Source organism: Phycisphaeraceae bacterium, assembly GCA_019454185.1.
In the GTDB taxonomy this organism is placed as follows: Bacteria; Planctomycetota; Phycisphaerae; order Phycisphaerales; family UBA1924; genus JAHBWV01.
This window is the reverse complement of sequence record CP075368.1, coordinates 1430184-1454149: the sequence shown is the minus strand read 5'-3', so window position 1 is coordinate 1454149 and position 23966 is coordinate 1430184. Positions and strand designations below refer to the sequence as shown.

24 protein-coding genes and 1 tRNA gene are annotated in these 23966 nt (G+C 62.9%); 12 read left to right on the top strand and 13 right to left on the bottom strand.

Annotated features, from left to right (window positions below):
* Positions 1 to 4 precede the first annotated feature (4 nt).
* The 3 genes from KF838_06140 to rpsB form a co-directional block, all read right to left on the bottom strand.
* Positions 5 to 778 (bottom strand): superoxide dismutase, encoded by a 774-nt coding sequence (locus KF838_06140; protein ID QYK49427.1) that lies wholly within the window; start codon positions 776 to 778, stop codon positions 5 to 7.
* A 116-nt stretch (positions 779 to 894) separates the two neighbouring features.
* On the bottom strand, positions 895 to 1710 hold the full coding sequence (tsf, locus tag KF838_06135) for a translation elongation factor Ts (protein ID QYK49426.1): 816 nt from the start codon (positions 1708 to 1710) through the stop codon (positions 895 to 897).
* A 130-nt stretch (positions 1711 to 1840) separates the two neighbouring features.
* On the bottom strand, positions 1841 to 2674 hold the full coding sequence (gene rpsB / locus KF838_06130) for a 30S ribosomal protein S2 (protein QYK49425.1): 834 nt from the start codon (positions 2672 to 2674) through the stop codon (positions 1841 to 1843).
* A gap of 332 nt (positions 2675 to 3006) precedes the next feature.
* On the opposite strand from rpsB, the gene KF838_06125 reads away from it, so the two are divergent.
* The 12 genes from KF838_06125 (at position 3007) to KF838_06070 (ending at position 11731) form a co-directional block, all read left to right on the top strand.
* The gene (locus KF838_06125) at positions 3007 to 3435 is read left to right on the top strand and encodes a PilZ domain-containing protein (protein QYK49424.1); all 429 of its coding nucleotides are present in this window, start codon (positions 3007 to 3009) and stop codon (positions 3433 to 3435) included.
* Positions 3428 to 5116, top strand: a complete 1689-nt coding sequence (gene tadA / locus KF838_06120; protein QYK49423.1) for a Flp pilus assembly complex ATPase component TadA — start codon at positions 3428 to 3430, stop codon at positions 5114 to 5116. The genes KF838_06125 and tadA overlap by 8 nt, the downstream gene beginning before the upstream one ends.
* Positions 5113 to 6318: a type II secretion system F family protein gene (locus tag KF838_06115; protein QYK49422.1), complete on the top strand. Its 1206-nt coding sequence runs from the start codon at positions 5113 to 5115 to the stop codon at positions 6316 to 6318. The genes tadA and KF838_06115 overlap by 4 nt, the downstream gene beginning before the upstream one ends.
* Positions 6319 to 6326: 8 nt before the next feature.
* Positions 6327 to 6803: a prepilin-type N-terminal cleavage/methylation domain-containing protein gene (locus KF838_06110; GenBank protein ID QYK49421.1), complete on the top strand. Its 477-nt coding sequence runs from the start codon at positions 6327 to 6329 to the stop codon at positions 6801 to 6803.
* 21 nt (positions 6804 to 6824) lie between these two features.
* Complete coding sequence (locus tag KF838_06105; GenBank protein QYK49420.1) at positions 6825 to 7337, top strand: prepilin-type N-terminal cleavage/methylation domain-containing protein; 513 nt, start codon at positions 6825 to 6827, stop codon at positions 7335 to 7337.
* Complete coding sequence (locus tag KF838_06100; protein QYK49419.1) at positions 7337 to 7828, top strand: hypothetical protein; 492 nt, start codon at positions 7337 to 7339, stop codon at positions 7826 to 7828. The genes KF838_06105 and KF838_06100 overlap by 1 nt, the downstream gene beginning before the upstream one ends.
* 8 nt (positions 7829 to 7836) lie before the next feature.
* Positions 7837 to 8337 carry a hypothetical protein gene (locus tag KF838_06095; GenBank protein ID QYK49418.1) on the top strand — a complete coding sequence of 167 codons (501 nt, stop codon included), beginning with the start codon at positions 7837 to 7839 and terminating at the stop codon, positions 8335 to 8337.
* Between the two features lie 50 nt (positions 8338 to 8387).
* Entirely contained in the window at positions 8388 to 8711 is a 324-nt protein-coding gene (locus KF838_06090; protein ID QYK49417.1) for a hypothetical protein, read from the top strand.
* Between the two features lie 55 nt (positions 8712 to 8766).
* The gene (locus KF838_06085; GenBank protein ID QYK49416.1) at positions 8767 to 10398 is read left to right on the top strand and encodes a hypothetical protein; all 1632 of its coding nucleotides are present in this window, start codon (positions 8767 to 8769) and stop codon (positions 10396 to 10398) included.
* A complete protein-coding gene (locus tag KF838_06080; protein QYK49415.1) occupies positions 10395 to 11042 on the top strand; it encodes a hypothetical protein in 648 nt (215 codons plus the stop codon). The genes KF838_06085 and KF838_06080 overlap by 4 nt, the downstream gene beginning before the upstream one ends.
* A gap of 80 nt (positions 11043 to 11122) precedes the next feature.
* The gene (locus KF838_06075) at positions 11123 to 11545 is read left to right on the top strand and encodes a hypothetical protein (protein QYK49414.1); all 423 of its coding nucleotides are present in this window, start codon (positions 11123 to 11125) and stop codon (positions 11543 to 11545) included.
* 112 nt (positions 11546 to 11657) lie between these two features.
* Positions 11658 to 11731, top strand: a tRNA-Val gene (locus KF838_06070).
* Here KF838_06070 and KF838_06065 read toward each other — a convergent pair.
* The 10 genes from KF838_06065 to KF838_06020 all read right to left on the bottom strand — a co-directional run bounded on the left by KF838_06065 (position 11691) and on the right by KF838_06020 (position 23963).
* Entirely contained in the window at positions 11691 to 13025 is a 1335-nt protein-coding gene (locus tag KF838_06065; protein QYK49815.1) for a site-specific integrase, read from the bottom strand. The two genes, KF838_06070 and KF838_06065, sit on opposite strands and share 41 nt — an antisense overlap.
* Before the next feature lie 37 nt (positions 13026 to 13062).
* Positions 13063 to 13866 (bottom strand): hypothetical protein, encoded by an 804-nt coding sequence (locus KF838_06060; GenBank protein QYK49413.1) that lies wholly within the window; start codon positions 13864 to 13866, stop codon positions 13063 to 13065.
* A gap of 157 nt (positions 13867 to 14023) precedes the next feature.
* A complete protein-coding gene (locus KF838_06055; GenBank protein ID QYK49412.1) occupies positions 14024 to 14239 on the bottom strand; it encodes a helix-turn-helix domain-containing protein in 216 nt (71 codons plus the stop codon).
* Between the two features lie 63 nt (positions 14240 to 14302).
* Entirely contained in the window at positions 14303 to 15256 is a 954-nt protein-coding gene (locus KF838_06050; GenBank protein ID QYK49411.1) for a hypothetical protein, read from the bottom strand.
* 30 nt (positions 15257 to 15286) lie between these two features.
* Entirely contained in the window at positions 15287 to 16996 is a 1710-nt protein-coding gene (locus KF838_06045) for a DUF262 domain-containing protein (GenBank protein QYK49410.1), read from the bottom strand.
* Between the two features lie 48 nt (positions 16997 to 17044).
* Complete coding sequence (locus KF838_06040) at positions 17045 to 18085, bottom strand: hypothetical protein (GenBank protein ID QYK49409.1); 1041 nt, start codon at positions 18083 to 18085, stop codon at positions 17045 to 17047.
* A 50-nt stretch (positions 18086 to 18135) separates the two neighbouring features.
* Entirely contained in the window at positions 18136 to 19590 is a 1455-nt protein-coding gene (locus tag KF838_06035) for a hypothetical protein (protein ID QYK49408.1), read from the bottom strand.
* Between the two features lie 109 nt (positions 19591 to 19699).
* The gene (locus tag KF838_06030) at positions 19700 to 20824 is read right to left on the bottom strand and encodes a hypothetical protein (GenBank protein ID QYK49407.1); all 1125 of its coding nucleotides are present in this window, start codon (positions 20822 to 20824) and stop codon (positions 19700 to 19702) included.
* Between the two features lie 2 nt (positions 20825 to 20826).
* A complete protein-coding gene (locus KF838_06025) occupies positions 20827 to 22449 on the bottom strand; it encodes a restriction endonuclease subunit S (GenBank protein QYK49406.1) in 1623 nt (540 codons plus the stop codon).
* Entirely contained in the window at positions 22446 to 23963 is a 1518-nt protein-coding gene (locus tag KF838_06020; GenBank protein QYK49405.1) for an N-6 DNA methylase, read from the bottom strand. The genes KF838_06025 and KF838_06020 overlap by 4 nt, the downstream gene beginning before the upstream one ends.
* Between the last annotated feature and the right edge of the window lie 3 nt (positions 23964 to 23966).

The following is a 23966-nucleotide window of genomic DNA, read 5'->3' as shown; positions in this document are numbered from 1 at the left end:
AGGATCACTTTCCTGTCGCCCAGTCGAGATGCTGAGCGACTCGAGCCCAGTTCACGACGTTCATGAAGGCCTTGACGTAATCCGCTCTGCGGTTCTGGTAGCGGAGGTAGTAGGCGTGCTCCCAGACATCAACCCCAAGCAGGGGGGTGACGCCAGTCAGCATCATGTCCTGCTGCTTCTCACCCTGGATCACGAGCAGACGTCCAGCCGTGGGTTCGTGCACGAGCCATGCCCAGCCGGAGCCCTCAACTGCGTTGGCGGCGGCCTGGAAATGGGTCGAGAAGGCGGCAAAGGAGCCGAAGTCCCGCGCGATGGCATCGGCGAGTGGTCCTTCCGGTTCGCCAGGTCCTGCAGCAGCGGGTGCCATGGTGATCCAGAAGATGGAGTGGTTGATGTGGCCTGCACCATGGAACGAGACCTCGCGCGACCAGTGCTTGATGAGCGACGCGTCGCCGGAGCCGGCGCGGATCTCGGCGAGCTTGGCGAGGGCGGTGTTGAGTCCTCGGACGTACCCGGCGTGGTGCCGGGAGTGATGGATCTCCATGGTCTGCGCGTCGAGGTGGGGCTCGAGCGCGTCGTAGGCGTACGGGAGTTTCGGAAGGGTGTACTCGCCGGTTTGGGAGTCCCAGCCGAGCTCGGACGGCGTGAGCAGCGAGGCCCGGTTGTGAGCTGTGACGGGCTGTCCAGCGAGTGCGGCACTTGAGAAGGCCGCGAGACCTCCGAATGCTGCGGCCGAGGTGAGGATGTCACGGCGCGTGAGCGCGGGGTTGGTGTTCATGCTGAAGGGTACCGGCGAACGAGGGTGCAGGTTTGCGGAAAGAAAGAAGCCCGGGATGTCCCGGGCTTCTGATCAGTTCATTCTCTTTCAGGATGAAGGGGGGGAGCAGATCGGAATCAGATCTGCTCGCCGACCTGCCAGCGGAGGAACTGGAGGACCTTGCCACCGGATCCGACAATGTCCTTGACGGTCTTGGTGGGGTCGACCACGAAGGGCTGCTCCATGAGGGCGATCTCGGCGAAGAACTTTTTCATGCCGCCCTCGACCATCTTCTCGGCGATCTCTTTGGGTTTTCCGGACTCCATCGCCTGAGCGATGCGGAAGGCACGCTCTTTGTCGACGATGGATGCGGGGATGTCGTCGGCGGTGATTCCCTGGGGGCGGGGGACGGCTGCCGTGACGTGCATGCCGATCTGCTTGAGGGTTTCCTGCGAGATCGAACCGGAGGCCTTGATCAGGACGCCGGTCTTGCCGTCGTGGTGGATGTAGAAACCGAAGGACTCGCCGGCGGCGGCGGTGAGTTTGACGCCGCGTGCGTAGGAGCAGTTCTCGCCGGTGGAGATCTTGAGGTCCTCGACGAGTGCCTTGATCGCGGGCGACTCGGCGACTGGTCCTGCTGCGGAGGCGTTGAGGACGTCGTCGGCCATTTTCTGGGCGGCGGCGACGAACTTCTCGTTCTTGGCTGTGAAGTCTGTCTCGGCACGGAACTCGATGATGGACGCCGCGCCGTTGCCGATGGAGATCGAGACGCGGCCTTCGCCAGCGACGCGATCGGTGCGGCTTTCCATCTTGCCCTTGAGCTGCTTGCGGAGGATCTCTTCGGCCTTTTCGAGGTCGCCAGTGGCCTCGATGAGTGCGGCCTTGCAGGCCATCATGGGGAGTCCGGTCTTATTCCGGAGCATCATCACGTCTTTCGCGTTGGGCTCGTACATTGCTCCGTCTCCTGGGTCGCCTTGTCATGGCGGTGGGGCGGGTGTGGTTGCTGAAAGAAGGCCGGCGACTGAACCGGCCTTCGAGTGGGATGGGGTTCGCGTGCGGCGAGGGCCGTCACGGTGGATTCGGTCAGGCCTGAGCTGCGGCGGGATCGGCCGCGGCTGGGCCGCGTTCGTCGTCGCTCCCGTCACGGCGGAACTGAGCGCGACGGCTGCGACGCTGTGCACCGTCGGAGGAGGAGCCCTCGGCGGAGCCGGCGGCCTGACGCATCTCGCGCATCTGCTTGCCCTCGGCGACGGCGAGGCAGAGCTCGCGGATGATAACGTCGATGGCGCGCATCGAGTCGTCGTTGCCGGGGATGGCGATGTCGGCCATGTCGGGGTCGCCGTCGGTGTCGAGGAGGCAGATCGTCTTGATGCCGAGCTTGCGGGCCTCGTTGATCGCGGTGACCTCCTTGCGGACGTCGACGATGACGAGGGCTCCGGGCATGTCGGTCATGTTGCGGATGCCGTCGAGGTTGCGCTTGATCTTGGCCTGCTCGCGCCGGAGTTGGCTCTCCATCTTCTTGGAGTAGCTGGCGTAGTTGGACTCACGCTCGACGGTCTCGAGCTCTTCGAGCCGCTTGAGGCGGGAGCGGATGGTGCGGAAGTTGGTGAGTGTGCCGCCGAGCCAGCGCTCGGTGACGTAGTGCATCTTTACGTCGGGGACGCGGGTCTCGAGGACGCCCTTTGCCTGGCGCTTGGTGCCGACGAAGCAGACGTCCTTGCCCTCGGCGACGGTCTTTGCGATGTAGCGCTTGGCGAGGAGGAGACCCTTGACGGTCTCCTTGATGTCGATGATGTGGATGCCGTTGCGCTTGCCGTAGATGTACGGACCCATCTTCGGGTTCCAGTTCGCGGTGCGCTGGCCGAAGTGGATACCTGATTCGATAAGGTCTTTGACGATCGAGTTCGCGTCAGCCATGGACAGACCCCTTTCCTGGGGCAGCGACACCGGCGGGCAGATCGGGCGGCGGGTGAAGACCCGCTGATGCTCCGCGCAAGGGCGCTTGTGTGTTTCCAGGAGCGCTGGGCTGAGAACGTCGCGCTCCATCCTGAGTGCTTCGTCGGCGCACGCCGAACGAAACCCGACCCCGATCAGGCCGAGACTTCAATAGTAGGCGGGTGAAGAGGAGCGGCAAGCCGCAGGATCGGTCTGTTGGGGCATCGGTTTGCGGACGCGGGCTCATCAAAGCGTTCGAATCGACCGAGACAGAACCCGGGAGTATCCCCTGCTCGACCGAGAGGTGCAACTCGATGGGTAGCCACTCTGGATTGATCTTTCGGAAGTCGGCGAGGTTTGATCTCTCGCTGCCATCGCGGATCCGCGTGTCGGAGGCGCACGGGCGGATGGTGAGTCTGACGGCCGGGGCGGGCGTGAAGCAGGGCTGGCTGCCGGTGGATGTGGTGGACTTCAGCGCGGGTGGCATCGGGGTTCTGAGCGGTGTGTTCATTCCGCGCCGGTGCGTGCTTGATGTTGAGATCTTCACAGTCGAGAACGAGCGTCGGCAACTGGTGCTGTCGGGCGTGGTGCGGGTGCAGCGCGTGGTGATGACGGATCGTCGTCCGGCGTATCTGATCGGGGCGGCGTTTGAGTCTCCCTCTGAAGAGCAGGTCGAGCAGATCGAGCGGCTGCTCGAGTTGCTTGGCGGGGCCGACGCGCAGGAGGGTGATGCACATGCTTGACTCGAGCCAGTTCCTGGTGAGGTTGTTGCTTCAGGACGGATTGCTGAAGCAGGCGGACATGGAGCGTGCGAGCGCACACGCGAAGTCTGCCGGTATTGGCCTTGCGGAGGCGATTGTCTCGCTCGGGCTGCTCTCGTCGCGGGTGATGTCGATCTCGCGCGCGAAACTGACGGAGTACCCGTTCGTCGATCTGGCGGCGTTCACGGTGGATATCACGAACGCGTCGCTGCTCCCCCGGGGTGTGGCGGAGCGGCACGGCGTGTTCCCGCTGTTTGTTCTGGACGGACTGGCGACGGTTGCGATGCTTGATCCGCTGAACCTGCAGGCGATAGATCAGGTGCGGAACGCGCTTCGGTGCGATGTTGATCCGGTGATCTGTGATCCCGAGCCGCTGCGGGCGTTGATTGCGCGGGCGTACTCGTTGTCGACGGCAAAGCAGGACGTCGGCAGCGCGGCCGACGCGCCGACAGAGCGGGATCTGACGACGGGCGATGAGCCGATTGTCGCGGCGGTGAACCAGATTCTCGCGAGCGCGATCGAATCAGGTGCGTCGGATGTTCACATCGGGCCGGATGAGCACGACCTGCATCTGAGGTATCGGATCGATGGTGCGCTCGCGGTTCAGCAGGGGCCTGCCAAGGCGGCGCATGCCGGTATCGTGCAGCGTCTGAAGGTGATGGCGAAGCTGGATCTGACGCAGACGCGCAAGCCCCAGGACGGCAAGTTCAGGTACACCCATCGCGGGCAGTATGTCGACGTGCGGCTGTCGCTGGTTCCGACGGTCCACGGCGAGAACGTGGTGATGCGACTGTTGCGTTCGGCGTCGTCGATCGGGCCGATCTCCTCGCTCGGGATGTCGGAGGATGTCGGTCGGTGGTACGACCAGTATGTGCATCGACCCCATGGGATGATTCTTGTGACCGGGCCGACGGGGTCGGGCAAGACGACCACGTTGTACACCGCGATCAATGCGATCAACTCTCCGGATCGGAACATCCTGACGATCGAGGATCCGGTGGAGATCCGGCTGCCTCTGATCCGCCAGGTGCAGGCGAACTCCGAGGTCGGATTGACGTTTGCCTCCGCGCTTCGGTCGTTCCTGCGGCAGGACCCCGATGTTGTGCTGGTGGGTGAGATCCGCGATGCGGAGACGGCGAGGATCGCCGTGCAGGCGGCTTTGACCGGGCACCTTGTGCTCTCGACGCTGCACACCAATGACGCGGTGGGTGCGATCCCGCGGCTTCGTGACTTTGAGCTGCCGTTGTTCGCGATCAACGCGTCGCTGTTGTGCGTGCTCGCGCAGCGGCTGGTGCGTCGGGTGTGCGAGGCATGCGCGGGACCGGAGCCGGAGAAGGTCCCCCCATCCGGATTCGGGATCATGCCAGAGGAGATGTCGCGGTTTGTGTTCGGTGAAGGATGCGCATCGTGCAAGAGCAGCGGGTATCGCGGGCGTCTGGGTGTGTACGAGATGCTGAGGATGACGCCGCAGGTGCAGCACCTGATCGAGAGTCGGGCGACGGCGGCGGAGATCCGTACGGCGGCGGAGCGTGAGGGGATGCGACTGATGTGGCAGGACGGGCTTGACAAGGCCAGACGCGGTCTGACGACGGTGTGGGAGCTGTCGAAGCTGCGTCCGATCGCCGACGAGGAGCCGGGGCCGGAACTGAGGTGCGCGGCATGAGTGCCAAAAACTTCAGATATGTCGCTCTGGCCAAGGACCGCACGCGTGTGAAGGGCGTGGTGCGCGGCGTGAACGAGGCGGAGGCGTGCGGCGTGCTGCGACGCGACGGGATGACGCCGATTCGTCTGACCGAGGCGAGGCCCGCTTCGGGCGTGTTCTCGTTCCAGAAGATCACGTCGCAGGACATCGTGGATCTGACACAGGAGTTGTCGGTTCTGGTTCAGTCGAAGATCCCGCTGGCAACGGGGCTGATGAGCATCGCGGAGCAGGAGAGAAAGCCGGCGTTGCGAGAGATGCTGCTGTCTGTTGCTTCGGCGATTGAGTCGGGAGCGTCGATTCCGAGTGCGTTCGAGCCCTATCGCGCGGTTGTGGGCGATATCTACATCGAGACGATGCAGGCGGCGCAGAAGTCGGGGAACATGGCAGAGGTGCTGGAGCATCTGTCGGAATTGCTGCTGAAGCAGGCGGAGACGCGGCGGCAGATGCGCAAGGCGTTGTCGTATCCGGCAATTGTGATGGGCGTGGTTGCGGTCGCGGTGACTGTGATCATCGTCTTTGTGGTGCCTCGGTTCGGCGCGACGTTCCAGGCGCAGAACGTGCAGATGCCGCTCGTGACGCGCGCGATCCAGGCGTTTGGTGAGCATGTGCGGGGGATCTGGTGGGTCTATGCGATTCTGGCGGCGTCGGGCGCGGGATGCTGCTCGATGGTGTGGAAGACGACGAGTGGGCGGCTGCTTTATGAGCGGCTCTTTCTGAGACTGCCGTTCGTGCGTCGGGTGATCGTGGCTGAGACGACGTCGCGATTCACGCGGGTGCTCGGGCTGGGCGTCGGATCGGGGCTGGGGATGATCGAGGCGATACGCATGGCGGGTCGGGCGACCGGCAGGCCGCTGTTTGTGATGGAGTGCGAGGGCTTTGCTGAGCGTCTGGGACGGGGCGATGAACTCTCCGGGGCGATCTCTGAGAGTCGGTACCTGACGCCGTTTGCGAGGCGGATGCTTACGGCGGGTGAGGATGCGCGGGAGCTGTCGCGGGCGTGCACCGTGGTCTCGAAGCAGTATGACCGAGAGGTGGGTCACCTCACGGGTCAGATCGGCACGCTGATTGAGCCGCTGCTGACGCTGGCGTTGGCGGCGGTCGTGCTCGTGGTAGCGTTGTCCGTATTCCTGCCGATGTGGCAGATGATGCAGGTCGGAAAGTGAGGCGTCAGATGGTTGCGTTCACGGTGCGTCGCGGGTTCACGATGCTTGAGGTGATGGTCGTTGTGACGATCATTGCGATCCTTGCGGCCGTGGTTGTGCCGCGGTTCGGCGGGCTCACGGAAGAGGCGAGGAGTTCGGCGGCGGTGTCGGCGGTTTCGGGTGTTCGGACGTCGATCTCGGCCTTTCGCACCAGGCGGATTCTGACGGGTGAGACGCCGTTCCCGACGCTCGTGGAATTGACAACCGAGGGCGTTGTGATGCAGCAGGGGCTTCCGGCGAATCCGTATACAGGGGTTCGTGGTGTCCGTGCGGTCTCGCGTGCCGAGGCGGATGCGCGGGCCGTTGCATCATCGGCGCTGTACGGGTGGTGCTACTTCGTGGACAACGACGATGAGCCGCCGAGGGCGATTCTCTATCTGAATAGTGAGGACGAGACTCGCGTTCCGAACGAGTCGGGCGGATACGTGACGGCGAATCGGTTGTAAGTGGTACGGGAGGTTCTCGGGATGCCTCGTTCCGGTTTCTCACTTCTGGAGACGATGGTCGTGGTAGCGATCATCGCGATTCTCTCGGCTGTTGCGGTGCCGATGGTGGCATCGCGGGCCGAGATGAAGGAAGCCGCGGCGTGCGCGGATGTGGCCGGGTTGCTGCGCACAGCGAGGGCTCTTGCGATGGCGACTGGTGATGTGTGCGGCGTGAGCATCGATCGCTCAAAGGGTGTGATAGAGATCGTCGTGAGCGCAAAGGCTGAGCATGGTCTCGATGCGATAGAAGCAGCGAGTGGTGCAGGGACAGGAACGGTGCTGCTCTCGTCGGTCTACGGCGGTGCGGCGGTGACGGAGGTGGGTGGGGCGGTTTCGGATGGTGGTCGCGAGTACATCTGGTTCGGGCATGATGGTGTGCCGCGGCGGGCGGGTGCGGCGGGAATTGTGATCGGCATTGCTGAGCACGACGCGTTGATCGAGATAGGCGAGGCGGCGCGAGTTCGGGTGTATGCGTACAGCGGAGCGATTGAGTGATGCGTGCGTCGGCTCGACAGCATGTGCGATTGCGAGCGGTGACGCTGATTGAGGTCGTCGTCGTTGTGGTCGTGCTCGCGCTGACCCTGCCACCGATGCTGGTCGTGTCGAGTGATGCGGGTGATGCGCGTCTTGAGTCGGTGCGCGTGGCAGAGGCGGTGGCTCTCACACAGGGGATCGCGGAGCACATTCTCGCGGATGCGTTCGATGACGCTGACGGACTCGGGCCGACGGCGTTCGAGGACGCTGCGGCGTATCTCGATCATCCGGAGCATGGGCTCTGGGTGAGGATCGAGTGGCTGACGGGTCATTACCGCGGGCGAGGGGTGGAGTCTCGCGTCGAGATCGGTGAGCCCGTGGACGCGAGCGGTGCGGTTTCCGAGACGGCCTCGGAGAACCGTTATCGGCGCGTGATGATCACGACGGAGTTCGTCGGTTCGAAGGGGCGTGTCGAGATGCCGCTGGTACTGATGGTCGGGAGGGGCATGTGATGCATCCGATGAAGCGGATAGCCCGCGGGATCACGCTGGTCGAGACGCTCGCGTGCGTCACGGTGCTTGCCGTCATGGGCGCGACGGTGATGCCCGTTATCGATGCTGTCGGCTCGGGGTTTGCGGAGTCGGTTGCGCAGCGGCGGACGGTCGAGCGGCTGTCGTTTGCATCGGACCGGATCTCGCGCGTGCTGCGAGAGATTCCGGCGAGCGATGGCGGCGAGGGGCTTGCGATCGCATCGATCGACGAGCGTTCCATCCAGCTCGTTGACGGATCCGGCGTGTGGCTTGATGGCGAGCGGCTTGTGCTCGCTACGGGCGCGGGGAAGGCGGTCCTGTGCGAGGATGTGGACTCGTTCACGATCGTTGCGTTGGGGTCTGGCGGAGTCGGCTCGACGATGGAGACACCTAGTCTGACGAGACGCATCGGATTCGAGATCTCATCCAGCGGCATGTCGATGCGCACGGCGGTGTTCCCCCGTTCGGCTATCGGACTGGGGGGTGAGTGATGGGCTCACTGAGGAGCACGCCGAGTGCACACGGTCGCAGAGGGTTTGCGGTGGCAACGGTTGTTGTACTGCTTCTGCTCCTGAACTTCCTTGCGTTCGGCTCGCTGAAGGCCGGGAGCGTGGATGCGGCGGTTGGTGCGCTCAGGGTTGAGACGCTGCGGGCTTTATATGCGTGCGATGCGGGAGTCATCGTCGCGATGAACGAGTTATCCGGGGATGGGGAGTGGGGAGGGGACAGGACGCTCCTGTTGCCACACGCAACGGTGTCGCTCTCGGGTGGCGGTGGGAGCGAGGAGGGGTTCGATCTGGTGATAGATGGGCGATCGGGCTATGGGCGGCGTCGGGTTGCTGTACGGGTTGATATCTCTGAGTGAATCGGGAAGCGGGGCAGGCCGATTGAGCAGAGGCGTTGAACGGCAAGGAGGCATCGTGGCGGCAGACAGACTCATCCTGGTCATCGGTTCGGGGAGGGTTGACGGCGCGCGTGTCCGTGGGCGTCAGATCATCGCCACGTCGCGAGTCGAGGCGACGGCGATCGAATCGGAACGCTTCTGGGAGGGCGACCTTGAGGAGATTGATGAGGCCGTCGCGCAGGTGGCGCGGGGCGTCGGCTCGAAGCCGGGAGCCAGAACAACTGTGGTTTATGACTCGCCGCTCACGACAGTGGAGGCGATCGCGGTTCCGGGACGCGGCTCTGAGGTTGCCGGCTCGATGCGGCTTGCGTTGAGTGAGTTGGTTGGAGCATCGCTGGACTTGTACTCGTTGGGGCATGAGCCGTTGTGGGGAGCACGCGACACGTCGGATCAATCGATCGGCTTGTGGGCGGCAGAGTCCGAGGTTTCCGTGTCGAGTGTGTGCGCGATGCTCGACCGTGCGGGGCTCGTCACTGAGCGGATTGTGCCGTTGCGTGCGGTCTCTCTGGCTTCGTGCTGGTCTTCGGCTCTCTCGCTCGACGATAAGGACGCGATTCTTGTTGACGTTGATGAGCAGGTCACGACACTGTGTGGGATGATCGGTGGTGTGCCACGGCTTGTGAGACAGGTGGCGATTGGTACGGATCAGCTTGCTGATGCGTATCTGAGAGCGATTCGGCACAAGATCGGTGATGACGGTTACGGCGTGCGGCGTGAAGATGCGGCGGCGTGCGTCTGGTCGCACGGCGTGCCTACTCGGAATGAAGAGATTGGCCGCTGGGCTGAGGTCAAGGGGCAGGATGTGCTGCCGCTGATGCAGAGCGTCGTGCAGCGTCTGGCGATCGAGATCAAGCAGACTGCGCGATTCGGGATGGACACGGAGAGCCGCCCACTTCGCGTGTATCTCTCGGGTCCTGGAGCGAGGGTGAAGTCTCTGGATGCCCTTTTGAGCGACTACGCGGACTCTCTGGTTCGGGCTGTTGATCGCGATGGCCCGGCTGGAGGCGTGTGGGGACCTGAGGAGATCGTGCGTCGCGTGCTCGCCAGCATACCTGAGGGTGTCAACCTGCTGCCCGCGCGAGTTGCCGTCCAGGGGGCGACACGTTTCATCAGGCGAGCGACGCTCGTGGGGGCGGGCATCGCGGCGGCCCTCGTCGTAGCGGATGTCGGGAGCAAGGGGAGGGGGCTTGCACGAGTTGAAGCAGAGCTCGCAGCCATCTCGCCTCAGATCGCTTCATCGGCGGAGCTGGTCGCGCATCGCGAGCGTGCGATCCAGTTGTCGCGCATCGTGACCGAGACCGAGCAGCGGTTGCGTGCCGCGTTGGGCGAGACACCGGAGTGGCACGCCGCGCTCGCGTCTATCAGCGAGGTCGCGTCGATGGGGATTCATGTATCAGATATCAGCTGCGGCTACGAGCACGGCAAGCCGGTGATGACGCTGCGGGGATCGGCGAGCATCACGGAGCAGCACGGCGATTCTCTGCGTGCGTTGATGGCGTGGCTCTCGGGCGTGCCCGTCTTCGATGGAGTGACGCTTGGGTCGACGCGGCTCCAGCAGTTGCAGGGGTCTCCGTCGCGGACGTTCTCGATCTCGATGAAGCTGAAGCAGAGCGAGGCGTACGCGAGCGAGACCGGAGGTGGCATGTGAAAGGCAGAACGAGTCTCATGTCACCAATGGTCGAGGCCGGGTGCGTCGCGCTGTTGTTGTCGGCTTCGTGGACGCTGGTCGCACGGCCGATGCAGTCACGTCTCGACAGGGCGACGGCTGAGGTTGCGAAGGCACAGGCGCAGATAGATCGCGCGGCATCCGTGCTTGAGAGCGATCCGGTGGACCCTGCCTTTGCCATGACGACAGTAACAGATCATGCATTGCGTCTGCAGCGAATGTGCGATCTGTCCTCGGATACCGGGCATCTCTATGAGACGATCGGCGAGTTGGCGCGTGAGCACGAGCTCTCGATCGATCGGATGGATCCGAAACGGATCACGATTGCTTCGTCAACAGCTTCGAAGGGGGGCGTGGCAAAGGGCACAAGGGCCGAGAAGGGGCAGCCGACAAGCCCGACTGTGGTCGGCGCGGGGTACAGCATCGAGGTCTCGGGGGCGTACGGCTCTATTGCGTCGTTCGTGGAGTCGATCGAAGAGCGGACGGGCCTGTCGAAGGTGGTGTCTTTCAAGCTGCTACCTGGGCGCGATCTGACTCGGCCGAATGCTGTTCGCGCGACGATCGAGACCGCACACTATCGGCTCTCCAAGCCGCTGATCGAGGCCTCGGCCAAGGGGAAAGAGTGATGGAAGCAACACGCGTGCGACGGCATGCAAAGTTCGTGGCAATAGCTGCTGTTGTGTGTCCGGTGGCTTGCGTGCTCTGCATGAATACGCTGGCCCCCGGCCCTTCGAGCGCGAGGGCAAGCGTGGCCGGACACAAGTCCATCGAGGCACAGAAGCTGGTGTTGCCGGATGATTCTTGGGTGAGGGGGCTTGCGAACGAGCGTCAGTCTGCGCCGATTGACGGGTCGCCATTCCCTGAGGTTGCGGTGTCGAGCGTGCCGCTGCCTGAGGCGGTGATCGCGATTGCTCCGGAGAGGATGGATCCGGAACCGGTGATCAGACTGACGGGGATCATGCGGAGTGTGTCGGGCGACGTCGCGTTGATCGGCGGGAAGATGCTGAGGGCCGGCAGCGATGTCGATGGAGCTTGGCGTGTGGACGCGATTGACGCCGCGGCGAGAACGGTGACTATTCGACACGGCACGGACGGACGCTCGTTCGTGGTTGCGCTCGAGCGGCAGTGACGCCCGAACGGTGCACGTTTCAGGCATGCGTGCTGGTGCGACCGGTTGACGCCCCGGCTGGGGAAAGGGTGCAAGTGGCGGCCTATCCTCAGGCCACGCCGATGGCGTGTTCGGGCGCATAGCTCAGTTGGCTAGAGCGCGGCTGTCACATAGCCGAGGTCACAGGTTCGAGTCCTGTTGCGCCCACTTTCTTGTTTCGCGTCGATTCGCGATTGATCGCAGGATCACGCATAAACCCACTCTCAACCGAGACTTCCAGACGTTCCTTCGAGTCCTTGCGATTCGGGGCCGGTGGGTGCTGCGCCTCGTTTTGCGCCGCAGGTGCGCCGGATTCTGCGCCGCTTGGCGTGAGTCCAGCCGCGAGGTCGAAGTGTGCATCGCGGGTCTGGAGGTAGTGCTGGGCCGCGATCATCGGGGAGTGGCCGAGCCATTTGGCGACGGCGTGGGCGGGGAACCGTTCAACCCAATCGGTGGCGCATGAGGCCCGGAGATTGTGGAAGAGCCGCGGCCAGACGGGTTCGCCCGCGCGAACGATGATCTTCTGAAACGTCGTGCGGAGGTTCACGCCCGGCTCGCGGAGGCGAGGAAGCATGGCGTCGGTGCCTGGCTCGGCACCGTCGAAGAGCGCGGTGAGGATGCCAAAGAGTTCCGGGGCGATCGGCACCACGCGCTGGGCGTGTCCCTCGTGGGCTGCGGTCTTCGGGCTCCGAACCGTGAGGCGAGCCCGCTCCCAGTTCACGTCCGACCACTTCAATCCCAAGTGCTCGGATGGACAGCGGAGCCCCGCGAACCTTGCCAGTGCGATGATCGCTCGCCAGTGATGATCGGGGCAGGCATCCAGGACGGCGCGGATGCACTCTGTTGAGACGTAGTACGCCCGGTCGGGGTTGCATTGAGAGCCGGAGCGGAGGTCTTCAAAGGGGCTCGCGTCGATGATCTCCCACCGAACTGCCTTGCGGAAGATAGCTTTCGCGATGTTCACTCGTTTCGCAACAGTGGCAGGGGCGAGCCCCTCGTCCGCGATCGCCTTGCGCCAGCGGTCGGCATCTGAGGGCGTGAGCGCGTCAACGGGGGTATCGGCACCGAGATGTTTGCGGAGACTCTCCGTCGCCTGTCGGTATGCCGCTCGGGTCGATGCTTTGATCACGCCCGCGTTCACGAACCGATCGAGCAGCGAGCCGAGCGAGGTCGATTCGGGGGCCACGCGGGGATCGGCGAGCCCGACGCGGACAAGCCGCTCGTGCATGGCGGCGGGGAGACCCCGGAGCCACTCGGCGGTGGAAGCGTCAGGGGACTGGTTCAGGGCGCGGGCCGAGATGAGCGCATCCACGCGGACTCGGAACTTCTCGGCGTCGCCGATGCCGCACTTTCCGAGTCGGATCGTGCGGCGTGCATCGACGGGCCCGAACGTGATGCGCTTGCGGCCTTCGGGATCACGGATGATGCTGGACATTGATTCACCCTCCTTCGGTATGTGCATTATGCCATGTCTTGCGAGATGGCGCAAGTGGGTGCGATCAAGAATCGCGGACTTTGGATCGGCGCAGCTGCTCGATCCGACCCACCACAGGATCGATGTCACGAGCGAGCGTGCGTTGGCGGGCTGATTCGATGCCTGCGATTCTCAGAAGCCGCTTGGCCAAGACGGCGGCCTTGTTCCGCACTCCGGGAGCAGCATCGACGCTGGTGGCCTCAGCTCGTACCTGTGCGACTGTGAGTCGCCCGGAGGCCACGAGCGCGTCGAGGTTGGGACCGGCGATGCCTTGCCTCATGAGCTCCGCCCGGAGATCGGGCGAGTCATGCCCATCCATCCATGCCGCGCTAGCTGATTCCTTTCCGGGCTCGGGTGCTGCGGTGAATGGTCTGTTCGACTGGTGTGATGGATGGTCTGTTTGTTCGCACTGACCTCGGGGTTCATTCTCGTTCGGTTCTGGGTTCACGCGCCCACGTTTCGAGGTAAACCCCGCAATCCCTTCGGGGTTGATAAGCGACTCCAACATGTCGATGTCCAGCCGATAGACGTGCGTGATGCCGCGCCCGTCGCCAGCACGCCCGCCCCGAGACTTGCGATCGAAGTGCAGGATGTTCTTCTCGTGTAATCGGCGGACAATCTCTGAAGTCTGTCGCTCTGAATAGCCCGCGCTCTTCGCGATGGTCACGATGGAGGGAAAGCACGTCCAAGTTTCGAAGTTCACGTTGCGACCGATCGCGTGTAGGATCGCCTTCTCACCTCGCGCGAGTGTGGCGTTGCCGATCGCGGCGTCCAGTCGCAATGGGCCGGTGAGTTTGCGCTGCGTGTTGCCGCCGCTTCCGCGGCTCATGGCGCACGCTCCTCGATGTAGCCCCTATCACGAATGCAGCATTGAAGGGCGATCGTTCTCCAATCATGGGCTGGGGGCGTAGACTGGATACAGACGTTTTCGATCCTGACGCCTGCCCCGGTTGCCGCCGGGGCCGCGTCGTTGATAGGGGGCTCCCTCATGCCGCGCCTCCCTTTGTTCGGGCGGAGATCCACTTGTCGAGAGCTCGGGCGTTTATGAGCACGCGCCGGCCGATTCGAACTGTGGGGAGCGTGCCCTTCTTAGCCATCTCCCAAACCGTCCGGTGACTCAGGCCGAGGCGTTGCGCGGCCGTGTGCAGATCAAGCAGAGCTGGGTCGGTGGGGGAGGGACGTGCAGAGGTATCGCTTCGCATTCTGTGTCTCCAGCACGCGATCAGCCGCGTGTGCGAGACTTCAGACGCGAGTTCATGTCAGGTCTAGCCGGTGCGTTGGCCTTTCCGCATATGTCCGGAGTTGTCCGGGCACAATTTTTGCTTTCTCATTCCCGGTGTTGTGTCCGTCCTGAAGTTCTTGCCTGGCCATGCATTCTCAAGGTCCGAGAGTCGATAGCAGCGCATTCTGCCCGCCCCTCTGGTTGGCCATTCCTCGCGCTTGCTTCGCTTGAGGATGGTGTCGGCGGCTATCCCGGAGCGCCTTGCAGCGTCCTCGGAGCGAATCCACTGGCTCGCGTCTACGAGTGCCGCGGCGGAGTTGAGATAGTCCACGACGGCCTTCACATCCGCGCTCAGTTGTGCCCGAATCCCGGCGATCTCGCGATCGGCATCCGTGAGAGCAACCCAGTACCGGGACGCCACTTCCTTGGCCGATCTGGGACGTTTGGGTGGGCCGATGGATGTCTGGTATCTGGAGACTCGTCCTCCCGATTCGATCGCCTTTGCGAGAGCGCGGCGTCGTTGCGGCGTTCCACCAATCGGACCGTCAGGATCGAGTGCGACTCGCAAGGACTCGGCGGTGAAAAGGTATGTGCGCCGGCGACGCGACCGGACGCCAAGCCACTGCAGGACCAGCTTGTTGGCCTCACTGATCGCAGCCAATCTGCACGACTCGATCGCGTCCACAGCGGCATCGAATCGATTCCGAAGTCTCGTCTCGTGCTCTCGCAGCGAGGCGGTTACGGCTTGCAAATGCGCCGCGTCGATGCCTGCGGCCAGTCTCTGGAATGAATTGTCGGAAAGCGTGGCGAGACAAGCGTCGAGCGCGGGGCGAAGCGGGGGCAGCGGTTCATCGTCTCCTTCATGTCCGAGGCCCCTTTCGAAGTACCAACATCGTTCGGGATGCGTCGAGAATCGCTCGGCTGGCGGGTCGATCTCGTCTCGCCTGGCCGCGAGATCAGACGCCAACGACGAGAGTGCCTGAGTGATGCTCTCCATGGGTCGTCAAACCCTCCTCTGCGGTATCGATCACCGCAGTGTTCTGGCACTCTCAAGGAAGTCGTTGAGCCGTGCCGCAACGAGCTGGCGGCGTGCTTCGAGGAACTCCGGGAAGCGGTCAATGGCGTAGAGGGCCCGATCGGTGGGGATGCACTGCGCTTCGAGCTGTTTCGGGCCGTGCTTATCGAGCAGAGCGGCGAGATACACCGCAGGCTCCTTGCTGCTGATGCGCCGGTTTGTGCGGCCCCCTATGAACGCCAGATTGCAGATGTCGTTGATCTCGACGGGTTTATAAACGCCCTTCAGAACCGCGCGCGGGAAGATGTGGTGAAACTGGAGCCATTGCATCTTGCCCCGGTGAGCGAGCGAGATGCGAACCGCTTGTTCCCAGTCCATGGCGCCGGCGGCGTGGAAAGCCAGAAACATGGTCTTGAAGAGGGCGCTTCGTTGGTTCCGGCCAGCGAGGTCGGTGGGCAGGACGCTGAGGCGCCCGAACGCAGACTCGGCCCGCTCGATGAGCCCCAGTGGTCCGCGTCCGGACGCGATGGTCGCGAGATCCTGGTCGAGGATCGTCTCGGAGGAGCCCCGGGAATATCGGCCCTTGGCGTTCGCGGCGAGCAGCCAGTACCGGAGGGATGCCTCGTCGGCCTGCGAGAGTTGGTACTTCGACTTCTCTGCGAAGACGGCGAGCGCAATCAGAAGGTAGGGCGAGGAGAGCAGTGCGTGGCCGCTGATCCCGGCGTTGCTGCGGCTGAAGTTGATGGCGTACTCCATTCCCTGAGTGCTCGGCTTCCACGCGGACTTGATCCGATCGATCGAGAGGTTGCCGACGACCTTGAAGCGGCTTTGACCGGTGGCGAACGCGACCAGGTTCTTGAGGACGATGCCGAGTTCCAGTTCGAACCCGGCCTTTGCGCAGGACTCCTGGAACTCTTCAAGGACCTTGAGAGACTGGGGCCACTTTGCCGTGATCTGTGCCATGGCCAGGTCAGAGCTTCGGAGCTTCGCCCCGAGTGAGTTCACGCGGACGAAGATCTCGGTCACTTCCTCATAGGACATGGAGCGCTCGAGGATGTCGATGCGGTACATGTATTTGCGGATGGCGCGGAGCTTGTTCAGGCGATCGTTGTAGAGCGTGAATCGCGGGTCGTCGAAGTCCTTGACGCCGGCGCGTTTCAGGAATGAGGCGTTGTCCGCGGTCTTGAAGACATCCGTGACGCTCACCCAGTTCGGGCGAGCCGCGAGCTGGCGGGTTTCCACCACGAACGCCATCTCACTCAATCGCTTCTGGAGGTCGTCCTCGGTGGCGTCGGCACCGAACTCATCGTCGACTTCGGACTCGTCGTCGTCCTCCTCGTGGACTTCGGTGACGTAGGTCAACTTGTCGGAATGGTCGAGGTTGAAGAGGATGTCGATGGGGCGGCTGCGGCCGCGGACGGTCACCGGAACCCCTCGGACCACGGCCGAGAGTGACGTCAGGCGTTGCTGGCCGTCGAGAAGGAGCAGGCCGGACTGAACGGTGTTCTTGGACTGCTCAACCGCGAACGAACGCTCGGGCACCTGCCCCTCGGCCTCCCAGACGAGAATGGCGCCAGAGGGATAGCCACGGTAAAGAGAGTCCAGGAGGTCGCGCACGCGAGTCGCCTTCCAGACATAGCGGCGTTGCATCTCGGGGAGTCGGAGCTCCTTGCTCTCGATCATGCTCACGAGCTCTTCGACGGTCCGTTCGGCCTTTCCCATGGTGTGATCTCCCTGTCAGCGGTGTGCAATGGCTTGGTCGAGCATGCCTCAGGTCTGCTTGGAATCTGTCTCGGGCAAAAGGGCGCGAAGCCCCATTCGCAGTTGATCTCTGAACTCGCCCGCGATGTTCTCGATCGCTGTGGTGACAGCGTCATACGGCACGCCGATAAACTTCCAGAGACGCTGCGTTGACCAGTAGGTCGCCGTCGAGAAATAGTCGGGATGCTGGTCCTGCCACCCTGAGTCCGCACTCCGCGGAACGAGGGCAGCGACCGCCACTCGGAGCGATGAAGGGTCGCGCAGGATCTTCTCTTGTACGAGATAGGCGTAGAGGCGCAGCATGTTCACTCGCTCCTGCTTTCTCGTCGCATGGCTCGCGATGGTCTTGGGATTCACGAACCGGAACGCCCATGCGTGCGGGCCTCCGTCGAGGGTGTCCGGCTCGATGACGAGCAGATTGCACTGGATAGCTACATCCTGAAAGGGTGGCCCCTTGAAGGACTCGCAGATACGCATCATGCAGAGATGATCGGACTCGATGGCGGTGTGCATCGAGGGATTGTCCCAATCACGAGGTTGGGGCGGTCTTCGCTCTTTCCATCGTCTGTCTCGCTCCTGCTCGCCGATGATCACGTCGATCTCACGCAACGCGGATTGCTGGAGCTGCACGACCCACGCACGAGAACTGTCCGCCGTCTCAAGGTACTCCTCGCCGAGGGTCGCAATCGGCACGCCCTTGGACAGATCCCCACGGCTCAGCATTGCCTGGGAGTACAGCGCGGAAAGGTCGCGCTGCTTCTCACGCACCTGATGCAGCAGGATCTCTGCAACCGCCCGCTCAAGCCAGAAACGACTCTGTGTCGCCATCGTGTGGGCGATTGTCCAGTAGCTGACGAACGTTCGGGCCAGTGGCTCGTCGTCCATCCCGTTGAGAAGCGTTGCATAGATCGGATCCTCGCGGCGAACAAACGCGCGGTAGCGATCGGCGAGGAACTTCGTGCCGCAGATCTCTGCCAGCCCGTACCTGAAGTGCTTGCTGATGATGTCTATTGCCCATCCGTGCTTCTCGCGATCGATCGTGACTGGCATGGCGATCTCCTGCATGGCACGAGACGTATTGGACATCGACACGATGGCGGCTATTCCGGACCATCGCCCACCAGATGTGCACGCAACCGCTCATGCGATGGCAGATGCGGGTTGTCGAGTGCGATTCTGCCGACATAGTGCGCAACATGATCACGCTCTTCGCGCGACATGCCTGCGATCAGTATCCGAAGCGCGAGCTCTTCCATGCCATTCGGATACTTCTTGCTGCACCACGCCGTGAAGTGCATGCAGAGTGCCCCTGTGCATCCCATCTTCAATCGCTCCGGCAATCGGCTCGACTTGACGACGGCCGCTAAGCACAGCCCCAAGGTGTAGATCGCGCCCTTCAGTGTCGTGTGCGTCTCTTCGTCGTCGGGATCAAGTGCAGTATGTGCGGCCTGGGAGTCGGCCAAACGAGCGCTTGCGGTGACGACGTCGGAGCAGCATTGCAAGCAGTCATAAATCCAGTAGCAATACGGATTGGCGAACTCGTTAGCGTTCGACTTCGCGGGAATCTCCACCATTGGCTCGATCTCGTCAACAAAGTGCGAGAGGTACTCGATCGACATGTGGTCGATGTGGTTCTGAGTCGCTGCACTCGAAGCCATGACACGGAAGAACCAGATGCCCGCACCAACAGGCGATGTCCAGCGAACCGCCTCGTACTGATCTGAGAAGGTTCGCTGGTCAGGATCGGCACTGCTCTTGCCTGCCATGGATGCGAGGTGATTCATGACGCCGTTGCCGATTGGTTGCCAAGCCTTCAGCCGATCAGCGACGATGATGTTGTCGAACAGTGCATGGAGGATGATGCAGCGCTCTGGAATCCAGTAGTGGTGTCGTGGATCGTCGCGATCGGAGAAGTTGGTGGTGGCCGATAGTTCGAGGGGCAATAGCCGATCCGGCCCGAACATCAACTCATGCAGGATTCGGGCGGAAGCGTTCAGCCCGGCACGGGACTCATGGGTGAAGAGCCGCGCCAGAAAGGAGCGTTTGTGTCGGGCGGCGGCGCGGATGAACTCGACGTGAACGAGGGCGTCCTCCAGCACCGCGTCGTATGCCTCTTCGAACTCGGTTGGCGTTCTCGCCGGATCGTGTTCGGCCGCGCGTGGGGGGAGGTCGGGAAACGCCGCATCCAGGACATCGACCACGATGTCGGCCCGGCCGGTGAGGATGAGCGACTCCACCCGCTGGTGGAACGACTGAATCTCGGCCTCGGTCCATTTACCGAGGGGCCAAACGAGCCACGATGCCAGACCAAAGCACACGACGACGAGAAGCTGTCCCATGGCGAGCGCCCAGTCTCGCCAAGACTGGCACGCGGGATCGATGGCGGCATGCACGAACGGATGAACCACGGTCAGCCCCAGGGCCGTAAGGCCGAGCGCAATGAGCCAGCCCGGGCGGAGGCGCATCTTCGCCCGGATCTTCTCCGTGTACTTGGGTCCCAGGAGACCCCAAGCGGCAAAGGCCGCGGCGAGGATGGAGAGAACTACCTCAAACATGTCGCCTTCCTCATGGTTGCTCGCCGGGTCGCTGATGCACTGCAGCAGCAGGGGCTGTGTACGTTGTTGGCCAGTTGCCCCGCGTAGCCCACGACATCCAGTACTTCCGTTATGCCAAGCCGACGCTGACGATCTCGCGACCGGCGAACAGCGACGCCATCTCAAACAGGAACTGCCCCGGTTCGGATGCCAAGAACTCGCTCAGGAACGGGCCGAACTCGCTCGACATCATGGCGTCGAAGTCGGCCGGGTGATACCGCGTCACGGATCCGAGGTAGTAGATGAGCGCGTAGCGGGCTTCCATCTGATGATGGGCCTTGAACCGCTTGGGGGGAACATAGACGTAGTAGACCCGGAACGGCTCCGAGACCCGCATCGATCGGTGGAGGACCGAGCGGGCCTGTTGAGCGAGGGCTGCCAGTGCGTCGGTCGGTCGGCCCGTGTAGGTCGTGGGAGTGATCTGCTCCCAGAGCACGGTGTCGTCGGATTCGGACAGATTGGTGGGTTTGACCTGACGCCACTGGCCGTTGAAACCGCGCTTGCTCACCTCGGCAAGTGTCGCGCCCGCGTGGGTGGCGGCACTCTTCTTCATCCAGGCACGCATCCAGATCTGCTTGTTCTTGGCATCGTGGCGGAACTCGACCGGATTGAGTCGGAAGAAGCGGTCGTTGCGGTCGTCGGCCGTGCACCAGAGGCGGTGGCCGACAAGAGATCCCGCTGCCAGGTCGCGCACGCGGTACTTGGAGCCATCCTTGAGACGGTCCAGTCCCAAAGCCGCCCGGAACTCATCAATCATGTTGACGACTTTGGCGTTGGTGGGGTGTGCCGACATTGCGGCGTTGCGGATTGTGACGCCGTTCTTGGCCTTCTCCGATATGCCGTGCTGAGCGCTGCCGATGACCGACTCATTCCCTTGGACAAGGCAAAGAGCCTTGGTCAGATTCAGGAATGCGTAGTAGAGCAGTAGCGGCCTTGCCCGGGTCGTCGTCGCGGCCGTGGCGGCCTGGTAGAACTCTTCGGCCTGCTCGGCGAACGCGACGGCGCTCTTTGCCCGTTTGATTGGGCGGACCCGCCGCACGGTCGAATGGATGATCGACCATGCGTCGGTGGTGAAGACTTTGGTCTGGAGTTTGTCCCGCCGGCTGGTGTTCACGGTTGGGAAGTAGGAGAACTCGACCTTGGCCCCCTTGACGCTTAGTGGCTCGCCTGCCCGCTCGGCTGGGATGCGTGGCATGGTCAGATCTCCAGGTAATGCACCGCCGCGGCAGCGAAGGCGGACTGATGGGCCTTGGCCTCGGCCAGTTGCTGTTCGAGTTCGTCGCAGACCGCCATCAACTCATCAACTTTGGCGACGATGCGGTGTTGCTCGGCCACGGGTGGAACTGGTACGCGAATTAAGCGGAGTTTGGCTGCCTTGATTCCTGTCGCGGTCATCCCAGTCGCCCGGGAGGCAAGTTCAGCCCTGAACCAGGGCGACAGCATCATGTTCATGAGGTACCTGCCGTCCATGCCGCCAACGGGATGAATGCAAATTGTCCGCTGGGCAAGTGCAAAAACAGGTTCGACTGTCTCGTCAATCACTGCCGCATTGCCCATGGGTGCTTCTGTGGTAAACAAGACGTCGCCGCGGATCGGAAACCCGCGAGTCATCCAAGTCTTGTAAGTCGCTGGAGATACAAACTCAGCAGGTTCAGAGACTATCCGACCTGGGCGAATATTCTTTGCGGTGTAGAGACGGACGCCGGACTTCGTCTTCTTCGGAGTTTTCCCGCGATAGTCGATGAACTGTGCAATCTGCTGGAGAGCAACCCAAGCCCAGCCGTTTGGTAATGGATCATCGCGTTCGTACTCGGGCCGATCGGCAACCGTCTTAGTCCGCTTCTGAGCGTTTATTGCTTTGAGTTCTTTCGCAGCGGAAGCAGTGAGGTTCTCGACGGGATCATCCCCGGGATCCTGCGGCACCAGCCGGCCGCGGACGGCCAGTTGGAGGATGGTCTGGCGGAGGGGGGCGATGTCGGCGGGGTCGGTCAGGCAGTCGGCCAGGTTGGTGGCGATGCGGGTCCACGCGGCGTGGGCGGCTTGGGCGTCCTCGGCGTTCTGCAGGGCCGCGAGGGCCGAGTCGCGGAAGGCCGCCCGCCGCGCCTCGCGCCAGTCCCGCGCTCGCTCCAACTCGTCGAGCAGCCCCATCAACTCGTCCACCTTCGCGACGATGCGGCGCTGCTCGGCGAGGGGAGGGATTGCGACCGGCAACATGTGAGCCGCTTCCCGATTCAGGCCGGGCTTGATGCCATTTGAGAGACTAGGAAGATCTAGATTCTCGAGAGTAAGTAGCCAGTATCTGATCTCTATACCATCTGGTGCATGAACGAAATAGGTTACATCGCTCGGCCAGCATTCGGTCTCTTGGAGCGTTAGAGCCCCTGCAGAGCCTTTGCGACCGACAACGATAACTGGTCCTGGAACAAGTGCTTCGCTGTGATACCCAAGGACACCATTAGACCCCATCACTGGGACAGAGCCATTATCGTCGCGTTCAGACTTGTCTATGCCGTCACCATACTGGAGTTGGGTCACAAGTCCGAGTCGAGTGACGGCCCAGTTGCGTGGGAGTCGGTCAGGAATCTCCTCGGTGGACAGCGATGGTAATGGTTTAGGATCTCGGATTTGCTTTGGCCGAAGTCTACGATCTTTTGATGGATCAACCGTCTTGAGAACATCATTGCCGTGCCCTTCGGAGAGATCTTGAGGGACAAGCACACCCTGAACAGCAAGTTTGATAGCGAGTTTACGGAGTCGCGCAATTCCGTCGGTTGATTCTCCGATCATGGCTAGCGATTCAAGTAGGGCCTCCCGATTCATAGAGACTTCTCCAGCGACTCTGCGAGGATGCTTCGCAGGCGTTCCCGGATGGCGTCGGCTTGCTCCCGGGCGGCGTGGTACTGGGCCAGCAGTTCGTCCGGGTCGTCGTGGCTTGCTTCGGGCGCGTTGGGGTTCTTGATGTCCAGGTTGTAGCCGCGGGCCTTGATGTCCTCGATCGACACCTTCCAGGCCCGCTCGGTCTCGGTCCGCTTGGTCCACCACGCCTTCTCCGGCTCAAACTCTTCGATCCGCATGGGCTTGGTCTTGGAGTAGGACTTGTATCCGTCGGGGTAAGGATGTTCGTAGTACCACACGGCCTTGGTGGGGCGGCCCTTGGTGAAGAACAGCACATTGGTGTTGATGGGGGTGTAGGGCGCGAAGACGCCCTTGGGCAGGCGGACGATGGTGTGCAGGTCGCACTCCTTGAGCAGGCGTTCCTTCAGGCGCGTCTTGACGCCCTCGCCGAACAGCGTGCCGTCGGGCAGGACCACTGCGGCCCGGCCCCCGTCCTTGAGCAGTTCCATGATGAGGACCAGGAAGAGGTCGGCGGTCTCGCGGGTGCGGAAGTCGGCGGGGAAGTTCTGCTCGATGCCGGGCTCTTCCATGCCGCCGAAGGGGGGATTGGTGATGATGACATCGACGCGGTCTTTGAGGGTGATGTCTCTGAGGGGACGCTCGAGGGTGTTGTCGCGAAGGATGCCCGTTGGGACATCGATGCCGTGGACGATCATGTTCGTGGTGCAGAGAAGGTGGGGGAGTGGTTTCTTCTCGACTCCTCGGATGCAGGACTGGAGCGTCGCCTCGTCCTCGGGCGTGCGGACCTGCTTCGAGCGGATGTGCTCGATGGCGCAGGCGAGGAAGCCGCCCGTGCCGCAGGCGGGGTCGAGGATGATCTCGCCGAGCTTGGGATCGACCATGTCAACGGCGAACTGCGTGACGGCGCGAGGGGTGTAATACTCGCCCGCGTTGCCGGCGCCCTGAAGGTCTTTCAGTATCTGCTCGTAGATCTCGCCGAAGAGGTGGCGGGACTTGCTGCTGTTGAAGTCCACCGATTCGTGGACCTTGTTGACGACCTGGCGAAGGACGGTGCCGGACTTCATGTACTGGTAGGCGTCTTCGAAGACGGACCGGATGAGCGCGCGGCGGCGGCGGAGGGCGGCCTTGGCGGGATCGCTGGAGTTTGGCCCGATGTCCAGGTTCTTGAGGGCAGGGAAGAGGGTCTCGTTGACGAAGGTGAGGAGTTTGTCGCCGGTCTCGCCCTCGGGATCGGCGGCCCAGGTGCGCCAGCGCAGATCGGGGGCGGTGCGGGTGGAGCCGGACGTGTCCGTCCAGCGGACCTTGAGAAGAGGGGAGACGAAGTCGCTGTCGAGGGCTTCGGATTCGCGCTCGCGATCGTCCCAGATCTTGAGGAACAAGAGCCAGACCAACTGGCCGATGCGCTGGGCGTCGCCATCGACGCCGACGTCGGTTCGCATGGCGTCTTGAATCGACTTGATGCTGGTGCTGAGGGACATGGG